The organism is Bosea sp. RAC05 (assembly GCF_001713455.1).
Lineage (GTDB): Bacteria > Pseudomonadota > Alphaproteobacteria > Rhizobiales > Beijerinckiaceae > Allobosea.
The window spans coordinates 3142053-3156891 of sequence record NZ_CP016464.1 but is presented as its reverse complement, the minus strand read 5'-3'; the positions used below and the strand labels follow the sequence as shown (position 1 = coordinate 3156891).

The 14839-nt window shown below is 69.7% G+C and carries 18 protein-coding genes and 1 tRNA gene; 9 read left to right on the top strand and 10 right to left on the bottom strand.

Annotated features, from left to right (window positions below):
* Nucleotides 1-213: 213 nt before the first annotated feature.
* Nucleotides 214-287, bottom strand: a tRNA-Gln gene (locus BSY19_RS18405).
* Nucleotides 288-816: 529 nt separating this feature from the next.
* Here BSY19_RS18405 and BSY19_RS28010 point away from each other — a divergent pair.
* The 4 genes from BSY19_RS28010 to BSY19_RS18385 are packed head-to-tail and all read left to right on the top strand — an operon-like array spanning nucleotide 817 to nucleotide 4364.
* Entirely contained in the window at nucleotides 817-1362 is a 546-nt protein-coding gene (locus BSY19_RS28010) for a TRAP transporter small permease (protein WP_069055410.1), read from the top strand.
* Nucleotides 1359-2642 (top strand): TRAP transporter large permease subunit, encoded by a 1284-nt coding sequence (locus BSY19_RS18395; RefSeq protein WP_069055409.1) that lies wholly within the window; start codon nucleotides 1359-1361, stop codon nucleotides 2640-2642. The genes BSY19_RS28010 and BSY19_RS18395 overlap by 4 nt, the downstream gene beginning before the upstream one ends.
* Before the next feature lie 58 nt (nucleotides 2643-2700).
* Nucleotides 2701-3696: a TRAP transporter substrate-binding protein gene (locus tag BSY19_RS18390; RefSeq protein ID WP_069055408.1), complete on the top strand. Its 996-nt coding sequence runs from the start codon at nucleotides 2701-2703 to the stop codon at nucleotides 3694-3696.
* Nucleotides 3696-4364, top strand: coding sequence for a cyclase family protein (locus BSY19_RS18385; RefSeq protein WP_069055407.1), 669 nt, complete (start codon nucleotides 3696-3698; stop codon nucleotides 4362-4364). Before BSY19_RS18390 ends, BSY19_RS18385 begins: the two co-directional genes overlap by 1 nt.
* A gap of 13 nt (nucleotides 4365-4377) precedes the next feature.
* Here BSY19_RS18385 and BSY19_RS18380 read toward each other — a convergent pair whose 3' ends face one another.
* The 7 genes from BSY19_RS18380 to BSY19_RS18350 form a co-directional block, all read right to left on the bottom strand.
* Nucleotides 4378-5169 carry a sulfite exporter TauE/SafE family protein gene (locus tag BSY19_RS18380; RefSeq protein WP_069055406.1) on the bottom strand — a complete coding sequence of 264 codons (792 nt, stop codon included), beginning with the start codon at nucleotides 5167-5169 and terminating at the stop codon, nucleotides 4378-4380.
* Nucleotides 5170-5357: 188 nt separating this feature from the next.
* Entirely contained in the window at nucleotides 5358-5795 is a 438-nt protein-coding gene (locus BSY19_RS18375) for a DsrE family protein (RefSeq protein ID WP_069057228.1), read from the bottom strand.
* Nucleotides 5796-5861: 66 nt separating this feature from the next.
* Nucleotides 5862-6524 carry a rhodanese-like domain-containing protein gene (locus BSY19_RS18370; protein WP_210184386.1) on the bottom strand — a complete coding sequence of 221 codons (663 nt, stop codon included), beginning with the start codon at nucleotides 6522-6524 and terminating at the stop codon, nucleotides 5862-5864.
* 99 nt (nucleotides 6525-6623) lie between these two features.
* The gene (locus BSY19_RS18365) at nucleotides 6624-7517 is read right to left on the bottom strand and encodes an MBL fold metallo-hydrolase (RefSeq protein WP_069055404.1); all 894 of its coding nucleotides are present in this window, start codon (nucleotides 7515-7517) and stop codon (nucleotides 6624-6626) included.
* 19 nt (nucleotides 7518-7536) lie between these two features.
* A complete protein-coding gene (locus BSY19_RS18360) occupies nucleotides 7537-7986 on the bottom strand; it encodes a DUF6691 family protein (protein WP_069055403.1) in 450 nt (149 codons plus the stop codon).
* A gap of 8 nt (nucleotides 7987-7994) precedes the next feature.
* Nucleotides 7995-8426, bottom strand: a complete 432-nt coding sequence (locus BSY19_RS18355; protein ID WP_069055402.1) for a YeeE/YedE family protein — start codon at nucleotides 8424-8426, stop codon at nucleotides 7995-7997.
* Nucleotides 8423-8647 carry a YgaP family membrane protein gene (locus tag BSY19_RS18350; RefSeq protein WP_069055401.1) on the bottom strand — a complete coding sequence of 75 codons (225 nt, stop codon included), beginning with the start codon at nucleotides 8645-8647 and terminating at the stop codon, nucleotides 8423-8425. The genes BSY19_RS18355 and BSY19_RS18350 overlap by 4 nt, the downstream gene beginning before the upstream one ends.
* A 54-nt stretch (nucleotides 8648-8701) precedes the next feature.
* Between BSY19_RS18350 and BSY19_RS18345 the strand changes: the two genes are divergently transcribed.
* Nucleotides 8702-9052 carry an ArsR/SmtB family transcription factor gene (locus tag BSY19_RS18345; protein ID WP_069055400.1) on the top strand — a complete coding sequence of 117 codons (351 nt, stop codon included), beginning with the start codon at nucleotides 8702-8704 and terminating at the stop codon, nucleotides 9050-9052.
* 38 nt (nucleotides 9053-9090) lie between these two features.
* Here BSY19_RS18345 and BSY19_RS18340 read toward each other — a convergent pair whose 3' ends face one another.
* Entirely contained in the window at nucleotides 9091-9840 is a 750-nt protein-coding gene (locus BSY19_RS18340; RefSeq protein WP_069055399.1) for an SDR family NAD(P)-dependent oxidoreductase, read from the bottom strand.
* Between the two features lie 184 nt (nucleotides 9841-10024).
* Between BSY19_RS18340 and BSY19_RS18335 the strand changes: the two genes are divergently transcribed.
* The 3 genes from BSY19_RS18335 (at nucleotide 10025) to BSY19_RS18325 (ending at nucleotide 13223) form a co-directional block, all read left to right on the top strand.
* Nucleotides 10025-11560, top strand: coding sequence for a bifunctional aminoglycoside phosphotransferase/ATP-binding protein (locus BSY19_RS18335; protein ID WP_069057227.1), 1536 nt, complete (start codon nucleotides 10025-10027; stop codon nucleotides 11558-11560).
* A gap of 62 nt (nucleotides 11561-11622) precedes the next feature.
* Nucleotides 11623-12696 (top strand): alcohol dehydrogenase AdhP, encoded by a 1074-nt coding sequence (gene adhP / locus BSY19_RS18330; RefSeq protein ID WP_069057226.1) that lies wholly within the window; start codon nucleotides 11623-11625, stop codon nucleotides 12694-12696.
* 38 nt (nucleotides 12697-12734) lie between these two features.
* Nucleotides 12735-13223, top strand: a complete 489-nt coding sequence (locus BSY19_RS18325; protein WP_069055398.1) for a hypothetical protein — start codon at nucleotides 12735-12737, stop codon at nucleotides 13221-13223.
* Here BSY19_RS18325 and BSY19_RS18320 read toward each other — a convergent pair.
* Nucleotides 13201-13929, bottom strand: a complete 729-nt coding sequence (locus BSY19_RS18320; RefSeq protein ID WP_069055397.1) for a response regulator — start codon at nucleotides 13927-13929, stop codon at nucleotides 13201-13203. The two genes, BSY19_RS18325 and BSY19_RS18320, sit on opposite strands and share 23 nt — an antisense overlap.
* 138 nt (nucleotides 13930-14067) lie before the next feature.
* Between BSY19_RS18320 and BSY19_RS18315 the strand changes: the two genes are divergently transcribed.
* Nucleotides 14068-14823: a helix-turn-helix domain-containing protein gene (locus tag BSY19_RS18315; RefSeq protein WP_069055396.1), complete on the top strand. Its 756-nt coding sequence runs from the start codon at nucleotides 14068-14070 to the stop codon at nucleotides 14821-14823.
* The last annotated feature ends 16 nt before the right edge of the window (nucleotides 14824-14839 follow it).

The following is a 14839-nucleotide window of genomic DNA, read 5'->3' as shown; positions in this document are numbered from 1 at the left end:
CGGGCGGTCTCCGCTGCTAGGGCGCGTCGCGCGAGAAGCGGCCGATTCCCATCGCGAAAAGCGATGGATCACTGAGAGCGTATCGCGCCAAGTGACACATTAAGTTGCAGTTCGCCTCTGGGATACCAGAATGGGCTACCGCTGGGCTACCACGGCAGTTTCTGAGCCCAGCAAGCCCTTGATTTCATTGATTTTAGCAGAGCCACTAAAGAGTGGCTGGGGGACTAGGATTCGAACCTAGACAACCAGAGTCAGAGTCTGGGGTCCTACCGTTAGACGATCCCCCAATGGCGGTCGGCGTTGGCGCGCTCGCCTTGGTGTCGCGGGGTCTAATCAATGCTTCGCCGAATGGCAAGCCCCGAATGTGCCGGTCGCCGCGAGGGGGCCTGCGCGTCGGGGCGAGCGGTTGCGCGGCGTCTCTGGGCGGCACCGAGGGGCGGCCGGGGCGTGCCGGCGGCCGCGGCGCCAGGGGCGGAGATCGGGTCCGCGACGCCTTGCGGGCGCGCCTTTCCGCCGCCCGCCGCCATCCCCCGCCGGGATCGCGCCGTCGTGGTGGCGCAGGGGAAGGGCGCGATTGACAGTGCCTGCCGCCGGCGCGCAGTATGCAGCATACAAGAATGCAGCCGGGGCGAACCGGCTGCCGTCCCGGGCCTGGAAACCTCCGGAGTCGCGTCATGCGCTCTCGCCGATCACGCGTTCGATTCGTGCCGGACAGCCGTCCCGGGCGGGTGCCGGCGGCCTTTTGGCCGTGCCGCCGGCCGTGGCGCTGACCCCGCCGGCCCCCGCACCGCGACGAAGCCTGAAAGCCCCTTGCCGATGAACCTGCCGAAAACGCTGCTGCGCCTGCTCGAAAATGCGCTCATCCTCGCCTTCGTCGCGATGATCGTGATGGTCTTCGGCAATGTCGTGCTGCGCTACGGCTTCAACTCCGGCATCACGATGTCGGACGAAGCCTCGCGCATGATCTTCGTCTGGCTGACCTTCGGCGGCGCCTTCCTGGTCGCGCTCGAGGGCGGGCATCTCGGCATGACGACGGTGGTGCAGATGCTCGGCCTGCGCGGCCGGCGGATCGCGCGGCTCGTGGCCGAGAGCCTGTCGCTGTTCTGCATGGGCCTGCTGGTCTGGGGCTGCTGGCAGCAGAGCAGCCTCAACATGGCCAATCTCTCGCCGGTGATGGGCGTGCCGACCGCGATCTTCTATATCGCCGGGCTCGCCTGCGGGCTCGGGATCGGGGCGATCAACCTCGCGACCCTGGTCAGGATCGCAACCGGGCGCATGCCGCCCGACCAGCTCATCATCGGGGCGGAGTCGGAGGAACTCGCCGCCTTCGAGGCGCAGCAGCGGGAGCGCCCGCGCTCATGACCGTCCTCGTCTTCCTCGTCTCGCTGCTCGGCGCGATGGCGCTGGGGATGCCGATCGCGATCTCGCTCATGGTCTGCGGCGTCGCGCTGATGCTGCATCTGGGCATGTTCGACGCGCAGATCCTGGCGCAGAACCTGATCGGCGGCGCCGACAGCTTCCCGCTGATGGCGGTGCCCTTCTTCATGCTGGCCGGCGAGCTGATGAATGCCGGCGGTCTCTCCAAGCGCATCATCGCCTTCGCGATGGCGCTGGTCGGCCATGTCCGTGGCGGGCTCGGCTATGTCGCCGTGGTCGCTGCGATCGTGATGGCCAGCATCTCCGGCTCGGCGGTCGCCGACACCGCGGCGCTGGCCGCCCTGCTGATCCCGATGATGCGGCAGGCCGGCTACCGGCTCGATCGCAGCTGCGGGCTGATCGCGGCCGGGGGAATCATCGCGCCTGTCATCCCGCCCTCGATCGGCTTCGTGGTGTTCGGTGTCGCGGCCGGCGTCTCGATCACCCGGCTGTTCCTGGCCGGCATCGTGCCCGGCCTGCTGATGGGGCTGGCCCTCGTCATCACCTGGTATTTCCTCGCCAAGGACGAGCCGGTCTCGACCCTGCCGCGGCCGAGCGTGCGCAGCATCACCAAGGCGGCGCTCGACGGGCTGTGGGCGCTGCTTCTGCCCTTCGTCATCATCGGGGGCATGAAGCTCGGCGTGTTCACGCCGACGGAGGCCGCGGTGGTGGCGGCGGTCTACGCCTTCTTCATCGGGATGTTCGTCTATGGCGAGCTGAAGATCGCGCATCTGCGGCCGGCGCTGCTGGCGGCGCTGAAGATGTCGGCCTCGGTGATGTTCCTGGTCGCGGCGGCGCTGGTCTCGGCCTGGCTGATCACGATCGCCAACATTCCCGCCGAGGTCGGTGCGCTGCTGGGCCCGCTGATCGAGCACAAGACGCTGCTGATGGCAGCGATGATGCTGCTCGTGATCGTCGTCGGCACGGCGCTCGACTTCATCCCGACCGTGCTGATCCTGACGCCGGTGCTGATGCCGATCGTCAAGCAGGCGGGAATCGACCCGGTCTATTTCGGCGTCCTCTTCATCATGAACAACGCGATCGGCCTGCTGACGCCGCCCGTCGGCACCGTGCTCAACGTGGTCTGCGCGGTCGGCCGCGTGCCCGTCGACAAGGTGGTGCGCGGCGTCATGCCGTTCCTGCTGGCGCAGCTCGCGGTGCTCGCCCTGCTGGTTCTGGTCCCGGAGATCGTGACCGTGCCGGCGAAATGGTTCTACGGGCGCTGAGGAGGCGCCGCGTCGAAGACGAGAAGCAACAAGAACGACACCCCAGGAGGAAGACAAGATGACCATCACCAGGCGCCACGCTCTGATCACCGCCGGCTCCGGCCTCGCCCTCTTCGCGATCGGCCGCCCGGCGCTCGCCCAGGCGGCGAAGCTGCGCTTCGCGCATCCCCATCCGGAATCGGACAGCTGGCACAAGGCCGCGCTGCAGTTCGCCGAGAAGGTCAAGGCCAAGAGCGGTGGCCAGCTCGAGGTCCAGATCTTCCCGAACGGCGCGCTCGGCTCCGATCCGCAGACGATCAGCGCCGTGCGGGGCGGCTCGCTCGACATCTGCCTGACCGGCAACCCGTTCTTCACCGGCCTTGCGCCGAAGCTCAACGTGCTCGACCTGCCCTTCCTGTTCCAGAGCCGCAAGCATGCGGCCGCGGTGATGGACGGCCCGATCGGCGACGGCCTGCGCAAGGAGCTCGAGGGCTCGAACCTCAAGGCGCTGGCGACCTGGGAGATCGGCTGGCGCAACCTGACCAACAGCCGCCGCGCGGTGGCGACGGCGGCCGACATCAAGGGGCTGAAGATCCGCACCACGCCGAACCCGGCCCATATCCGCGCCTTCCAGCTGCTGGGCGCCGTGCCGACACCGATGGCCTTCACCGAGCTGTTCTCGGCGCTCGAGACCGGCGCGGTCGACGGGCAGGAGAACCCGGTGACGCTGATCCTCAACGCCAAGTTCGCCGAGGTGCAGAAGCATCTCTCGCTGACGCGCCACGCCTTCACCACCGGCCCGGTGGTGATGAACAAGACCAAGTTCGACGCGATGGCGCCCGATCTCCAGAAGGTCCTCACCGAGACCGCGATCGAACTCGCCGGCGTGCAGCGCCAGATGAACGAGGACACGGAGGGCTCCAGCCTCGCCGCGCTGAAGAAGGCCGGCATGCAGGCGGTCGAGAACCCCGACCGCGAGTCCTTCTCGAAGATCGTCACGGCGGAAGTCGAGAAGGAGTTCGTCACCAAATTCGGCGGCGAGACGCTCGAGGCGATCAAGAAAGCGGCGGTGTGATGGAGATCATCGACCTCTCCATGCCGATCGAGCCGCATTTCCGCTGGCCGGTCGACCTGGCGATCAAGGGCGACATCGCGGCGGGGGACCCGTTCCGGGTCTCCCGCATCAGCATGACCTGCCACGGCTTCTCGCATGTCGATGCGCAGGCGCATGTCATCGCCCACAGCCCGACGATCGAGGCGACCGCGCTCTCCCGCGTCGTCGGCCCCTGCCGGGTGCTCGACCTGCGCGACGTCGCGCCCAACCAGGCGATCGACGCCGACAGGCTGGCGGCGGCCGACCCCGGCGGGCCCGAGGGCGAGATCCTGCTGCTCTCCAGCGGCTGGGACACGAAGCGCGACTACCGCACGCGCGAATTCTGGCTCGACGCACCGTACCTCACGCGCGAGGCGGCGCTCTGGCTGAGGGACCGCAAGCCCACCGCGCTCGCCTTCGACTTCCCGCAGGATTATCCGATCCGCCTGCTGCTCGACGACAAGCACGTGCCGTTCGAGCAACATGTCACGCATGACATCTGCCTGCGGGCCGGCATCACGCTGATCGAATATGTCGTCAACACCCGCGCGCTGACCAGGCCGCGGACCTTCCTCTGCGCGGCGCCGCTGAAGCTGCCGAATGCCGACGGCTCGCCCGCCCGAATCTTCGCCATCGAGGGGATGGTCTGAGAAGGGGTCCTGCTCAGGCGAGGGCGCCGAGGCCGCGCCCGATCACATAGAGCCCGACGACGGCGACGAGGCCGGCGAAGAGCCGCGTCAGCAGCGTCCTGTGGCCGGACAGCCGGCGCGCCAGCAGCGTGCCGGCGATGCCGCCGACGAGTCCGCCGGCGACGAAGAGGGCGGCGACAGGCCAGTCGACCAGCCCCGACAGCGCATAGGACGTGGCGGTCGTCAGGCCGAAGGCGGTCACCGCCACGAGCGAGGAGCCGATCGCGACGATCATCGGCAGGTTCGCGGCGGTCATCAGCCCCGGGACAATCAGAAAGCCGCCGCCGATCCCGAAGAAGCCGGAGAGGCCGCCGACCAGGCCGCCCATGCCGAGAAGCCGCGGCAGGAGCCTCGCCGCGGTCTTGCGCCCGAGCGGCTCGAAGCCGACGCCGCTCTCGCTGCGGCGCAGCAGCATGGCTGCGGCGATGACGAGCATCAGAACGCCGAAGACCAGCAGCAGCTTCTGCCCGTCGAGCCGCTTGCCGAGTGCCGAGCCCAGTGCGGCGCCGGCGATGCCCGCGGCGGAGAACACCAGCGCACAGGGCCAGCGGACATGGCCGGCGCGGGCATGGCCGAGCAGATTGCCGAAGGCGCTGAGCGCGACCGCGACCGCGCTCGTGCCGATCGCGACATGCGGGGAGGCGACGCCGACGACATAGACCAGCAGCGGCACGGCGAGAATCGAGCCGCCGCCGCCGACGAGACCGAGGGTGAAGCCGACGAGCGAACCGGAGCCGAGCGAGGCGATGTCAGCTGTGGCGATCATGATGCGGCTGGCCCTGCGACGGAAGGCGTGTCGGCCGTCCCGAGGGACATCACCGGTCGGCGAAGCTGGCGGTCATGCCGGTCGGTCGGTCCTTGTGGAGCCGCGAGCTGCTCGGTCATCGTCTTGGCGTTCACGGCTCTAACGTCATTCAACAGATTGCTGCTGCACGCTTGTTGGCTCAGACGGCGTCACTGGCCCATGATCTTGATCGCGGGATCCGCGATCATGGCGGCGACATCCTGGGGACGAGCCGCGCTGACGCCCTCCATGAGCGCGTCGGCCTGGAGTTTGCGGTTGGGCAGATAGATCGCGCAGACCTGGACCGTACCCCCCTTCTTCAGGAGCCCCTCGAGAAGCGAACGGACCGTCATGCCCTGCGGCGTGACGGCTTTGGTCGCTGCGTCCGGAACGGCCTTCAGGGCCACGTCGCCGGCTTCGCCGCAGAGGACGACGTGGACGCCGTGTCCGCTCGCCTGCAACTGGTTGGCGAGTACCAGATTGAAGGCCTGAGCCTCCGCAGCCGGCGCGCTCAGCAGCATCAGCATCTTCTGGCCGGCGACGGCGGGGGATGCCATCAGTCCAGTGGCCAGCAGGGCGGTCGAGAGGGTCTTCAAAACAGGTTTCATCCGCTTGTCCTGGAAGGTCACGAGGGGAGTCATCGCCAAGATCACCATGCGTGCTCGCTGCGACGCTCAATCGCTGCCGATCGGGAACTTCGACCGGTCGAGCGTGTAACCCCACGGGAGGCCGGAGTTCTTCCAGCCGTCGACACGCCGCCAGTTCTTCTGCGGACCGTCCTTGATCGTATCGCCTTCAAATCCGTCCACGACGATGTAAACGCTGGCGAACCCCTTTCCCCACAGATCCTTGGCCGAGGGTGCGCCGCGCTCGCCGCCCGAGCGGCACATCAGAAGGATGGGCGTGTCCTTGCCGAGGCCGCGATCGGCCAGCGCCTTGGCGATCTTGTCGGCGAAAGCCGGATCGCGCTCGACCAGATACACGGAGCGCTTGTCATTCCACTTCGACCGATTGGCGGACATGAACGGCACGACGACGTCGACGGCCGGAGCAAAGCCGGTGAACATGATCTCGATGGGGTCGCGCACATCGACCAGCAGCACCTTGTTGCCTTGCGCCTGCTTCATCGCGAAGGCTTCCCTGGAATCCACATAGAGCTTCCAGGGCGTCTGCCGCTCGGGATCGGCGGGTTCCGGCGCGGCCAGGGCTGGGGCCGCGGCCAGAAGACTGAGCATGACGAGCCAGTTGGCGAGTTTGGACATGACCGATCCCTTTGCGTGTCGGTTTGACGTTTTTTGCGTGGTCGCGCGGCCAACGCGCCCGTTGACGCAGGCCATCTGTTCTTCGCTGCGCAAGGTCGAGGGCAAGACCGCTGAGGCCAGCTCAGGCCCTGCTGGCCCGGCGAGGCTGTGATGGCCCGCCAGGCCCGGCGCTCATCACAGGGCGTTCACCGGCACCTTGAGGAAGACCTTGCCGCGCTCGTCGGGGGGAGGCAGCGCACCGGCGCGCATGTTCACCTGCAACGAGGGAATGATCAGCTTGGGCATGTCGAGCGTCTTGTCCCTGGCTTCGCGGGTGCGGACGAACTCGTCCTCCGTGATCCCGTCGCGGGCATGGATGTTGTGCGCGCGCTGCTCGGCGACGGTGGTCTCCCAGCGGATGTCGCGGCCGTTGGGGCCGTAGTCATGGCACATGAACAGCCGGGTCTGCGGCGGCAGCGCCAGTACGCGCTGGATCGAGCGATACAGCGTCCGGGCGTCGCCACCGGGAAAATCCGCCCGGGCCGAGCCGCCATCCGGCATGAACAGCGTGTCGCCGACAAAGGCGGCATCGCCGATGACATGGGTCATGCAGGCCGGGGTGTGGCCGGGCGTGTGCATGGCGAAGGCGGTCATGCCGCCGATCGTGTAGGTGTCGCCCTCGGCGAAGAGACGGTCGAACTGGCTGCCGTCGCGCTGGAATTCGGTGCCTTCGTTGAAGACCTTGCCGAAGGTCTCCTGCACGATCGTAATGCGGTCGCCGATGCCGATCTTGCCGCCGAGCAGCCCCTGGAGATAGGGCGCGGCGGAGAGGTGGTCGGCATGGACATGGGTCTCGATCAGCCACTCGACCTCGAGGCCGTGCTCGCGGACGAAGGCGACGATCTCGTCGGCCGAGTGATAGGCGATCCGGCCCGCCGCATAGTCGATGTCCATCACTGAATCGACGATGGCGCAGGCGCGGGAGCCGGGGTCCTTGACGACATAGCTGACGGTGTTGGTCTGCGCGTCGAAGAAGGCGGTGACCTCGGGCCTGGTCGCGAGGTCGACGGGGTGCGGAATGGCGGTCATGGGGAACCTCCTCGGTTCGTCAGGCGGTCTTCGACCGCAGGGGCGTCGTGGCGGACGACAGGAGCCGCGCCATCGCCATGCCGGCGAGCATCGCGGCGATGAAGATGATGGCGGGCTGGCCGCCGGTGAGGGTCGAGACGAGCGCGGGGCCGGGGCAGAGGCCGGCGAGGCCCCAGCCGATGCCGAACAGGGCGGCGCCCGTCAGCAGCCGACCATCGACCGGGCCGGGTTCGGGCAGCAGGAAGCGCTCGGCCATGACGGGGCGCTCGCGGGCCAGGATCAGCCGGTAGGCGGTGAAGGTGACGGCGATGCCGCCCGCCATGACAAAGATCAGGCTCGGGTCCCAGGCGCCGGCCGGGATCGCGGCGAGATCGAGGAAGGCGAGCACCTTGGTCGGGTCGGCCATGCCCGCCAGGATCAGCCCGAGCCCGAAGGCGAGGCCGGTCAGGAACTGCAGGATCACGGACATCGAGGCTCTCACAGCACGTGTCGGACGAGGAAGACGGTCGCGATCGCCGTCGTCATGAAGGTGGCGACGGCGACGGCGGAGCGCAGCGAGAGGCGCGACAGACCGCAGATGCCATGGCCGGAGGTGCAGCCATTGCCCCAGACGGCGCCGAAGCCGACGAGACCGCCCGCCACCACCAGCAGAAAGGGCCCGGTCTCGATGTTGGGCTGCGGCGCGATCCCGGTCAGCGCCCCGTAGACGAGCGGGGCCAGGACGAGGCCCGCGACAAAGGCGAGCCGGCCCCAGGACTGGCCGTCGCCGGCCGGCAGGAGCAGCCGCGAGACGATGCCGCTGATCCCGGCGATGCGGCCCTGGAACAGCATCAGCATCGCCGCCGCCAGCCCGATCAGGGCACCGCCCGCCAGCGAGGCGAGCGGCGTGAAGCTCGACGCGACCGTCACGGCTGGCGCGTCCCGCAGGTGTTGAGGCCGAGCAGCGTATAGGCCGGGCAGAAGCGCATCGCGGCTGTCCCGATCATGACCGCGCCCCAGGCCGTCAGCGCATATTTCCAGGCGCCGAGCGGGGCGACCCAGCCGGCGAGGGGCGGCACGAAGACGGCGACGAGGAGGACGGCGCCGACGACGAAGCGAAGCGTCCGATCCAGCGAACCGACATTGACCATGATCACGATCTCCCGTTAAGAACTAATATCCTCCATATATATGGATTATCGAATATGTCAACGGCCTTGCTGACGCGCGACGAAGCCGGCATCGCGGCACCGATCGAGGCGGCGGCAGCGCTGCTCGCCGCCATGGCGAGCCCGCGCCGCCTCGCCATCCTGTGCCGGCTGGTCGAGGGCGAGGAGGGGGCGGGCGAACTCGCGCGGATCACGGGCCTGAGCCCGGCCGGCGTCGCGGCCCATCTGGCGCAGCTGCGGCGGCAGGGGTTGATCGCGGCGCGCCGTCGCGGCGTCGCGGTGACCTTCTCGCTCGCCAGCGCGGAGGCGAGGGCGGTGCTGGAGACGCTGCACGCACTCTATTGCGAGCCGGGCGCCGCGCAGGGCGGCGCTCCGGCTGAGGCCTGAGCGGGGCGTCCGCCCAGGCCGGTCGTCCGTCGGTGTCGTCAGGGGCCGATGAGCTGGCCGCCATCGACAACGAGGCTCTGGCCGGTGACCCAGCTCGCCCGCTCGGAGGCGAGGAAGAGCACGACCTCGGCGATCTCCTCGGGGCGGCCCATGCGTCCGAAGGGGATGGTGGCCAGGGTCGAGTTGTAGAGATCGGGGTTGGAGGTCCTCCGGTCCTCCCAGGTGCCGCCGGGGAACTCGACCGAGCCGGGCGCGACGCAGTTCACGCGGATGCCCTGCCGCGCCAGCATCTTCGCCTGGCTCGCAGTGTAGTGCATCACCGCCGCCTTGATCGCGCCATAGGGCGCCGAGCGGGAGGTGGCGCGCAGCCCGGAGATCGAGGAGATGTTCACGATCGCGCCGCCGGCGGTCATGTGCGGGATGGCGGCGTGACTGCCGCGCACGACCGCCATCATGTCGACGTCGAAGGAGGCGCCCCAGCCGGCCTCGTCATCGGAATGGCCGAAGCCCGAGGCGTTGTTGACGAGAATGTCGAGGCCGCCGAGCGCCTTGACCGCCTCGGGAAGATAGGCGTCGATCGCGGCCGCGTCCGCGAGGTCGACGGAGGCGGCATGGGCGCTCACACCGAGATCCGCGATCTCCTGCCGCGTCGCGGCGAGCGGACCCGGGGTGCGCGCGCAGATCGACACCGCGGCCCCGCGCCGGGCGAAGGCGAGCGCGGTCGAGCGGCCGATGCCGCGGCTACCGCCCATGACGATGACATGTTTGCCGGCAAAGTCCTTCATCATGACGCGCGTTGCTTTCTGCAGAGGGAGGGCAGGGCTGGCGCGGCGAGATCGCGCCGGCCATCCTCTCCGGTGTAGTCCAAGCCGCGGCCGCGGTCGAACCGCCTGCCGTCACTTCGCGTTGATCGAACGCAACGATGCGGCCGGCCCGCACCGCGATGATGCGGGCCGCAACCGGGAGAGCACGATGGCGGCCGAGGATTTCGAGGAGGCGCTGGAGCTGCTGGCGGCCGAGGCGGGCGTGGCGCCCGCGCAGGCGCGGGTGATCACCACCCATATCTCGGTCGTGCTGCTGGGCGGAGAGCGGGCCTTCAAGCTGAAGCGGCCGGTCGCGCTGCCCTATCTGGATTTCTCGACGCCGCAGAAGCGGCTCGTCGCCTGCGAGCGCGAGCTGCGGCTGAACCGGCGGACGGCGCCGTCGCTCTACCGGGCCGTGCGCCGGCTGACGCGCGAGCGCGACGGGCGGCTGGCGCTGGATGGCGGCGGCGTCCTGGTCGATGCCGCGGTCGAGATGGCGCGCTTCGACGAGGACGGGCTGTTCGACCGGATGGCGCAGCAGGGACGGCTGACGTCCGCTCTGGTGACGACGCTGGCGCGCGCCATCGCGCGCTTCCATGCGGGGGCCGAGATCGCGCGCGGCCGCGGCGGCGCCGAGGCGATGGCCTCCGTCCTCGCGATCAACGCCAACGGCTTCGCCCTGACCGATCTCCTGCCGGCCGGCGAGGTCGCGGCGCTGGAAGCGGCCTGCCGGGAGGCGCTCGACCGCCACCGGTCGCTCTTGGATGCGCGCGGCCGGGAGGGGCGGATCCGCCGCTGCCATGGCGACCTTCACCTGCGCAACATCTGCCTCGTCGCGGGCGAGCCGACGCTGTTCGACGCGCTCGAATTCGACGAGGCGCTGGCGACGACGGATGTGCTCTACGATCTCGCCTTCGTGCTGATGGATCTCTGGCATCGCGACCTCGCCGGACACGCGAACACGCTGCTGAACCGTTATCTCGACATCACCGACGACGAGGCCGGGCTGCCGCTGCTGCCCTTCTTCATGGCGGTGCGCGCCGCCGTGCGGGCCCATGTCGTCGCCGTCCAGGCGCGGGACGGCGGGGACGCGCGCGTGCTGGACGAGGCGCGCTCCTATCTGGCGCTGGCCTTGCGCTGCCTGGCGCCGAAGGCCGCGCGCCTCGTCGCGGTGGGCGGCCTGTCGGGCGCGGGCAAGTCGACCGTCGCGGCGGCGGTGGCGCCGGGCCTCGGGCCGGTTCCCGGCGCGCGGATCCTCGCCTCCGACCGGCTGCGCAAGCGGCGCCACGGGGTCGAGCCGCAGATGCGGCTGCCGCCGGAGGCCTATCGGCCGGCCGTTTCCGAGGCGGTCTTTGCGGAACAGGCGCAGCGTGCGGGCGCGATCCTGCGGCTGGGGCACGGCGTCGTCGCCGATGCCGTGTTCGACCGCGCGCCCGATCGCGAGCGCATCGCGCGGGCCGCGCATGAGGCAGGCGTGGCCTTCCAGGGGTTGTGGCTCGAGGCGCCGGCGCCGACCCTGATCGCGCGGGTCGAGGCGCGCCGGGGTGATCCCTCGGACGCGACGGGCGAGATCGTGCGCCAGCAGCTTGGCCGCGCCACACCGGTGGAAGACTGGAGGCGGCTCTCCACCGAGGCGGGCCCCGAGGCCGTCTGCCGCGAGGCCCGCGCGATGGTTGAAGGGACGGACCTCTCCGGCGCCGCTTGATCTCCCTCAAGGTCCGATCCGCGCGACGCCGTACCATGGCGGTGACGGAGGGAGAGCGGATCATGGCGACGATGATGAAGGCTGCGGTCGTGCGGGCGTTCGGCCAGCCCCTCGTGATCGAGGACGTGCCGGTGCCGGTTCCGGGACCGGGCGAGCTGCTCGTCAAGGTGCGAGCCTGCGGCGTCTGCCACACCGATCTCCACGCCGCCGACGGCGACTGGCCGGTCAGGCCGGTGCCGCCCTTCATTCCCGGCCACGAGGTCGCCGGAACCGTCGCGGCGCTCGGGCCCGGCGTCAGCGATTTCAAGCTGGGGGACGCGGTCGGCATCGCCTGGCTGCATGATTCCTGCCTGCGCTGCGAATATTGCGAGACCGGCTGGGAGACGCTCTGCGAGCACCAGCACAACACCGGCTACAGCTGCAATGGCGGCTTCGCCGAATATGCGATCGCCTCGGCGGCCTTCGCGGCGCGGCTGCCGGACGGCATCGATTTCGCGGCGATGGCGCCGATCCTCTGCGCCGGCGTCACCACCTACAAGGGCCTGAAGGAGACCGAGGCGCGGCCGGGCGAATGGGTCGTGATCTCCGGCATCGGTGGGCTCGGCCAGGTCGCGATCCAGTATGCGCGGGCGATGGGGCTCAAGGTCGTGGCGGTCGACATCGCCGAGGACAAGCTGGCCCTGGCCCGCGCGACGGGGGCCGACGTCACCGTCGATGCGCGTTCGCCGACGGCCGTCGAGGATGTCATCGCCGCCACGGGCGGCGGGGCGCATGGCGTGCTGGTCACCGCGGTCTCGCCGCCGGCCTTCGCCCAGGCGGTGCGGATGGCGCGGCGCCGAGGCACGGTCGCGCTGGTCGGGCTGCCGCCGGGCGAATTCCCGACGCCGATCTTCGAGGTGGTGCTGAAGCGGGTGACGCTGCGCGGCTCGATCGTGGGAACGCGACGGGATCTGGACGAGGCCATCGCCTTTGCGGCGGAGGGCAAGGTCACGGCCCGGATCGCGACGGTGCCGCTGAGCGACATCAACGCGGTGTTCGCGCGGCTCAAGCGCGGCGCGGTCGAGGGGCGGATCGTGCTCGATCTGTCGCTGCCGATCGCCGCGTCCGGGCCGGAGACCGACCGGGCGGCCGCCTGATGGCGCGGCGGACGGATCGCGGGGAGAGGAGCCTCGCCATGCAGGGAGCCTATACCATCGCGGGGATGACCCCCGATCAGGTCGATGCCGCCGACCTTCTGGTGGGCACGATGAAGCCGCCGCCGGATCTCGCGGGCTGGCGCCGGGACGGCGGCGATGCGGCGGTCTCCGCCGGGCGGTGCCAGGACGTGCGGGTGGCGACCAACCCGCGCGGCTATGTCCAGGGCCTGTGCCTGTGCCGACAGGCGCGCCATGTGGTGCATGGCGCCATCCTCGACGTGCCGCTGTTCGTCGTCGCCAGCGCCGCGGACGGGCCGGGCGTCGCCTCCGCGCTGGTCGCCGATCTCTGCGCCATCGCCGGCCGGCTGGACTGTGCCGCCGTGCGCATCCGCACCGGGCATTCGCCGCGGGCGCTCCAAGGCATGGACCGCGCCAGGCGCAGTGGCGGCGCGGGCATCGCGGTGATTCTCGATTCCTCGCCGATGGGCGAGCCCCCCTGGGGCGTCAGGGCGCCGGCTTGCCCGTGAAGACATAGCCGACGCCGCGGACCGATTTGATCAGCGTCGGCTGGCGCGGGTTGGGCTCGATCTTCTTGCGCAGCCGCGCGATCTGCGCGTCGATCGTGCGGTCGAAGGCCTCGAGGCTGCGGCCATGGGTGAGGTCCATCAGGACGTCGCGGGACAGGACGCGGCCGGGCGCGCGTGCCAGGGCCGCCAACATGTCGAACTCGCCGGTCGTCAGCTGGATCTCGACACCTTCGGCGGTGACGAGCTGGCGGCGGGCGAGATCGAGCCGCCAGCCGTCGAAATGGATCGTCTCGCCGGCCTCAGCGCGGGTGGGCGCGGCGGGCTGGCGCCGGCGCAGCACCGTGCGCAGCCGGGCGAGAACCTCGCGCAGATGGAAGGGCTTGGCGATGTAGTCGTCGGCGCCGACCTCGAGCCCGACGATGCGGTCGACCACGTCGTCGCGGCCGGTCAGCATGATGATCGGCGTCTCGCAGCGGGAGCGCAGCTCGCGCGCCAGCATCAGCCCGTCCTCGCCGCCGGGCAGGACCAGATCGAGAAGAATGATGTCGACCGGATGCCGCTGCAGGGCGTCGCGCATGGCGGCGCCGTCGCCGACAGCGGTCACGCGGTATCCCTCGTCCTCGAAATAGGTGATCAGCATCTGCCGGATTCGAACATCGTCATCCACCACCAGGATGTGTTCGTTGCGGGCGTTCGGCTCGGTCATGGCAGGCAGTGGGTTTCCCTCGCGATCCCGGCTGTTACAAACCGTCACATCTTTGCACGGTTCGTCACCGTGGCGGCGTTCGCCCGTTACCGGGATCGGTTCAAGTCGGCTCGTCGATCACAGAGGGATGACAAGCCGATGCTTTCGCAAGCCACCATGTCACAGCCGCACGGAGCTGTCAGGCGATTCGCGACGGTCCCGTCTTGCCCGGCCAGCCTCAACAGCCTCTTCGGCGGGCAGCCGGTCGAGACCTTCGAGCCCGGGACGGCGGTGTTCTGGGAGGGCGACGAGGCCCGCCATGTCTTCGAGGTCGTGGAGGGCGTGCTGCGCGTCTTCCGCATCCTCAGCGACGGCCGCCGCGTCATCACCGGTTTCCTCTATCCCGGTGACCTGCTCGGCGTCTCGCTGAAGGACCAGTATCTCTACACCGCCGAGGCGGTGAACCGGACGAAGCTGCGCCGCTACGAGCATGGCCGCTTCCAGGAGGAGATCAACCGCTCGCCGGAGCTGCGCCCGCAGCTCTTCGCCTGCCTCTGCGACGAGATGGCGGCGGCGCAGGACCAGATGGTGCTGCTCGCCCGCAAGAGCGCGGAGGAGCGCGTCGCCAGCTTCCTGCTGCTGATCGCGCGCCGGCTCGGCGGCGACGAGCGCCAGCCGGTGATCGAGATCCCGATGACGCGCCTCGACATGGCCGACTATCTCGGCCTCACCATCGAGACCGTCTCGCGCACGATGACGCGGCTGACCAATTGCGGCGTGATCGCGCCCAGCAGCCGCCACGCCCTGGTGGTGCGCAAACTCGGCAAGCTGGCGATGCTTGCAGGCGAGACCGAGGCCGACGATAAAGACGGCGCCGGAGGCCGGGCGATCCAGCAGGCCGTCTGGCCGAACTGAGCGCGCAGCACCGAGA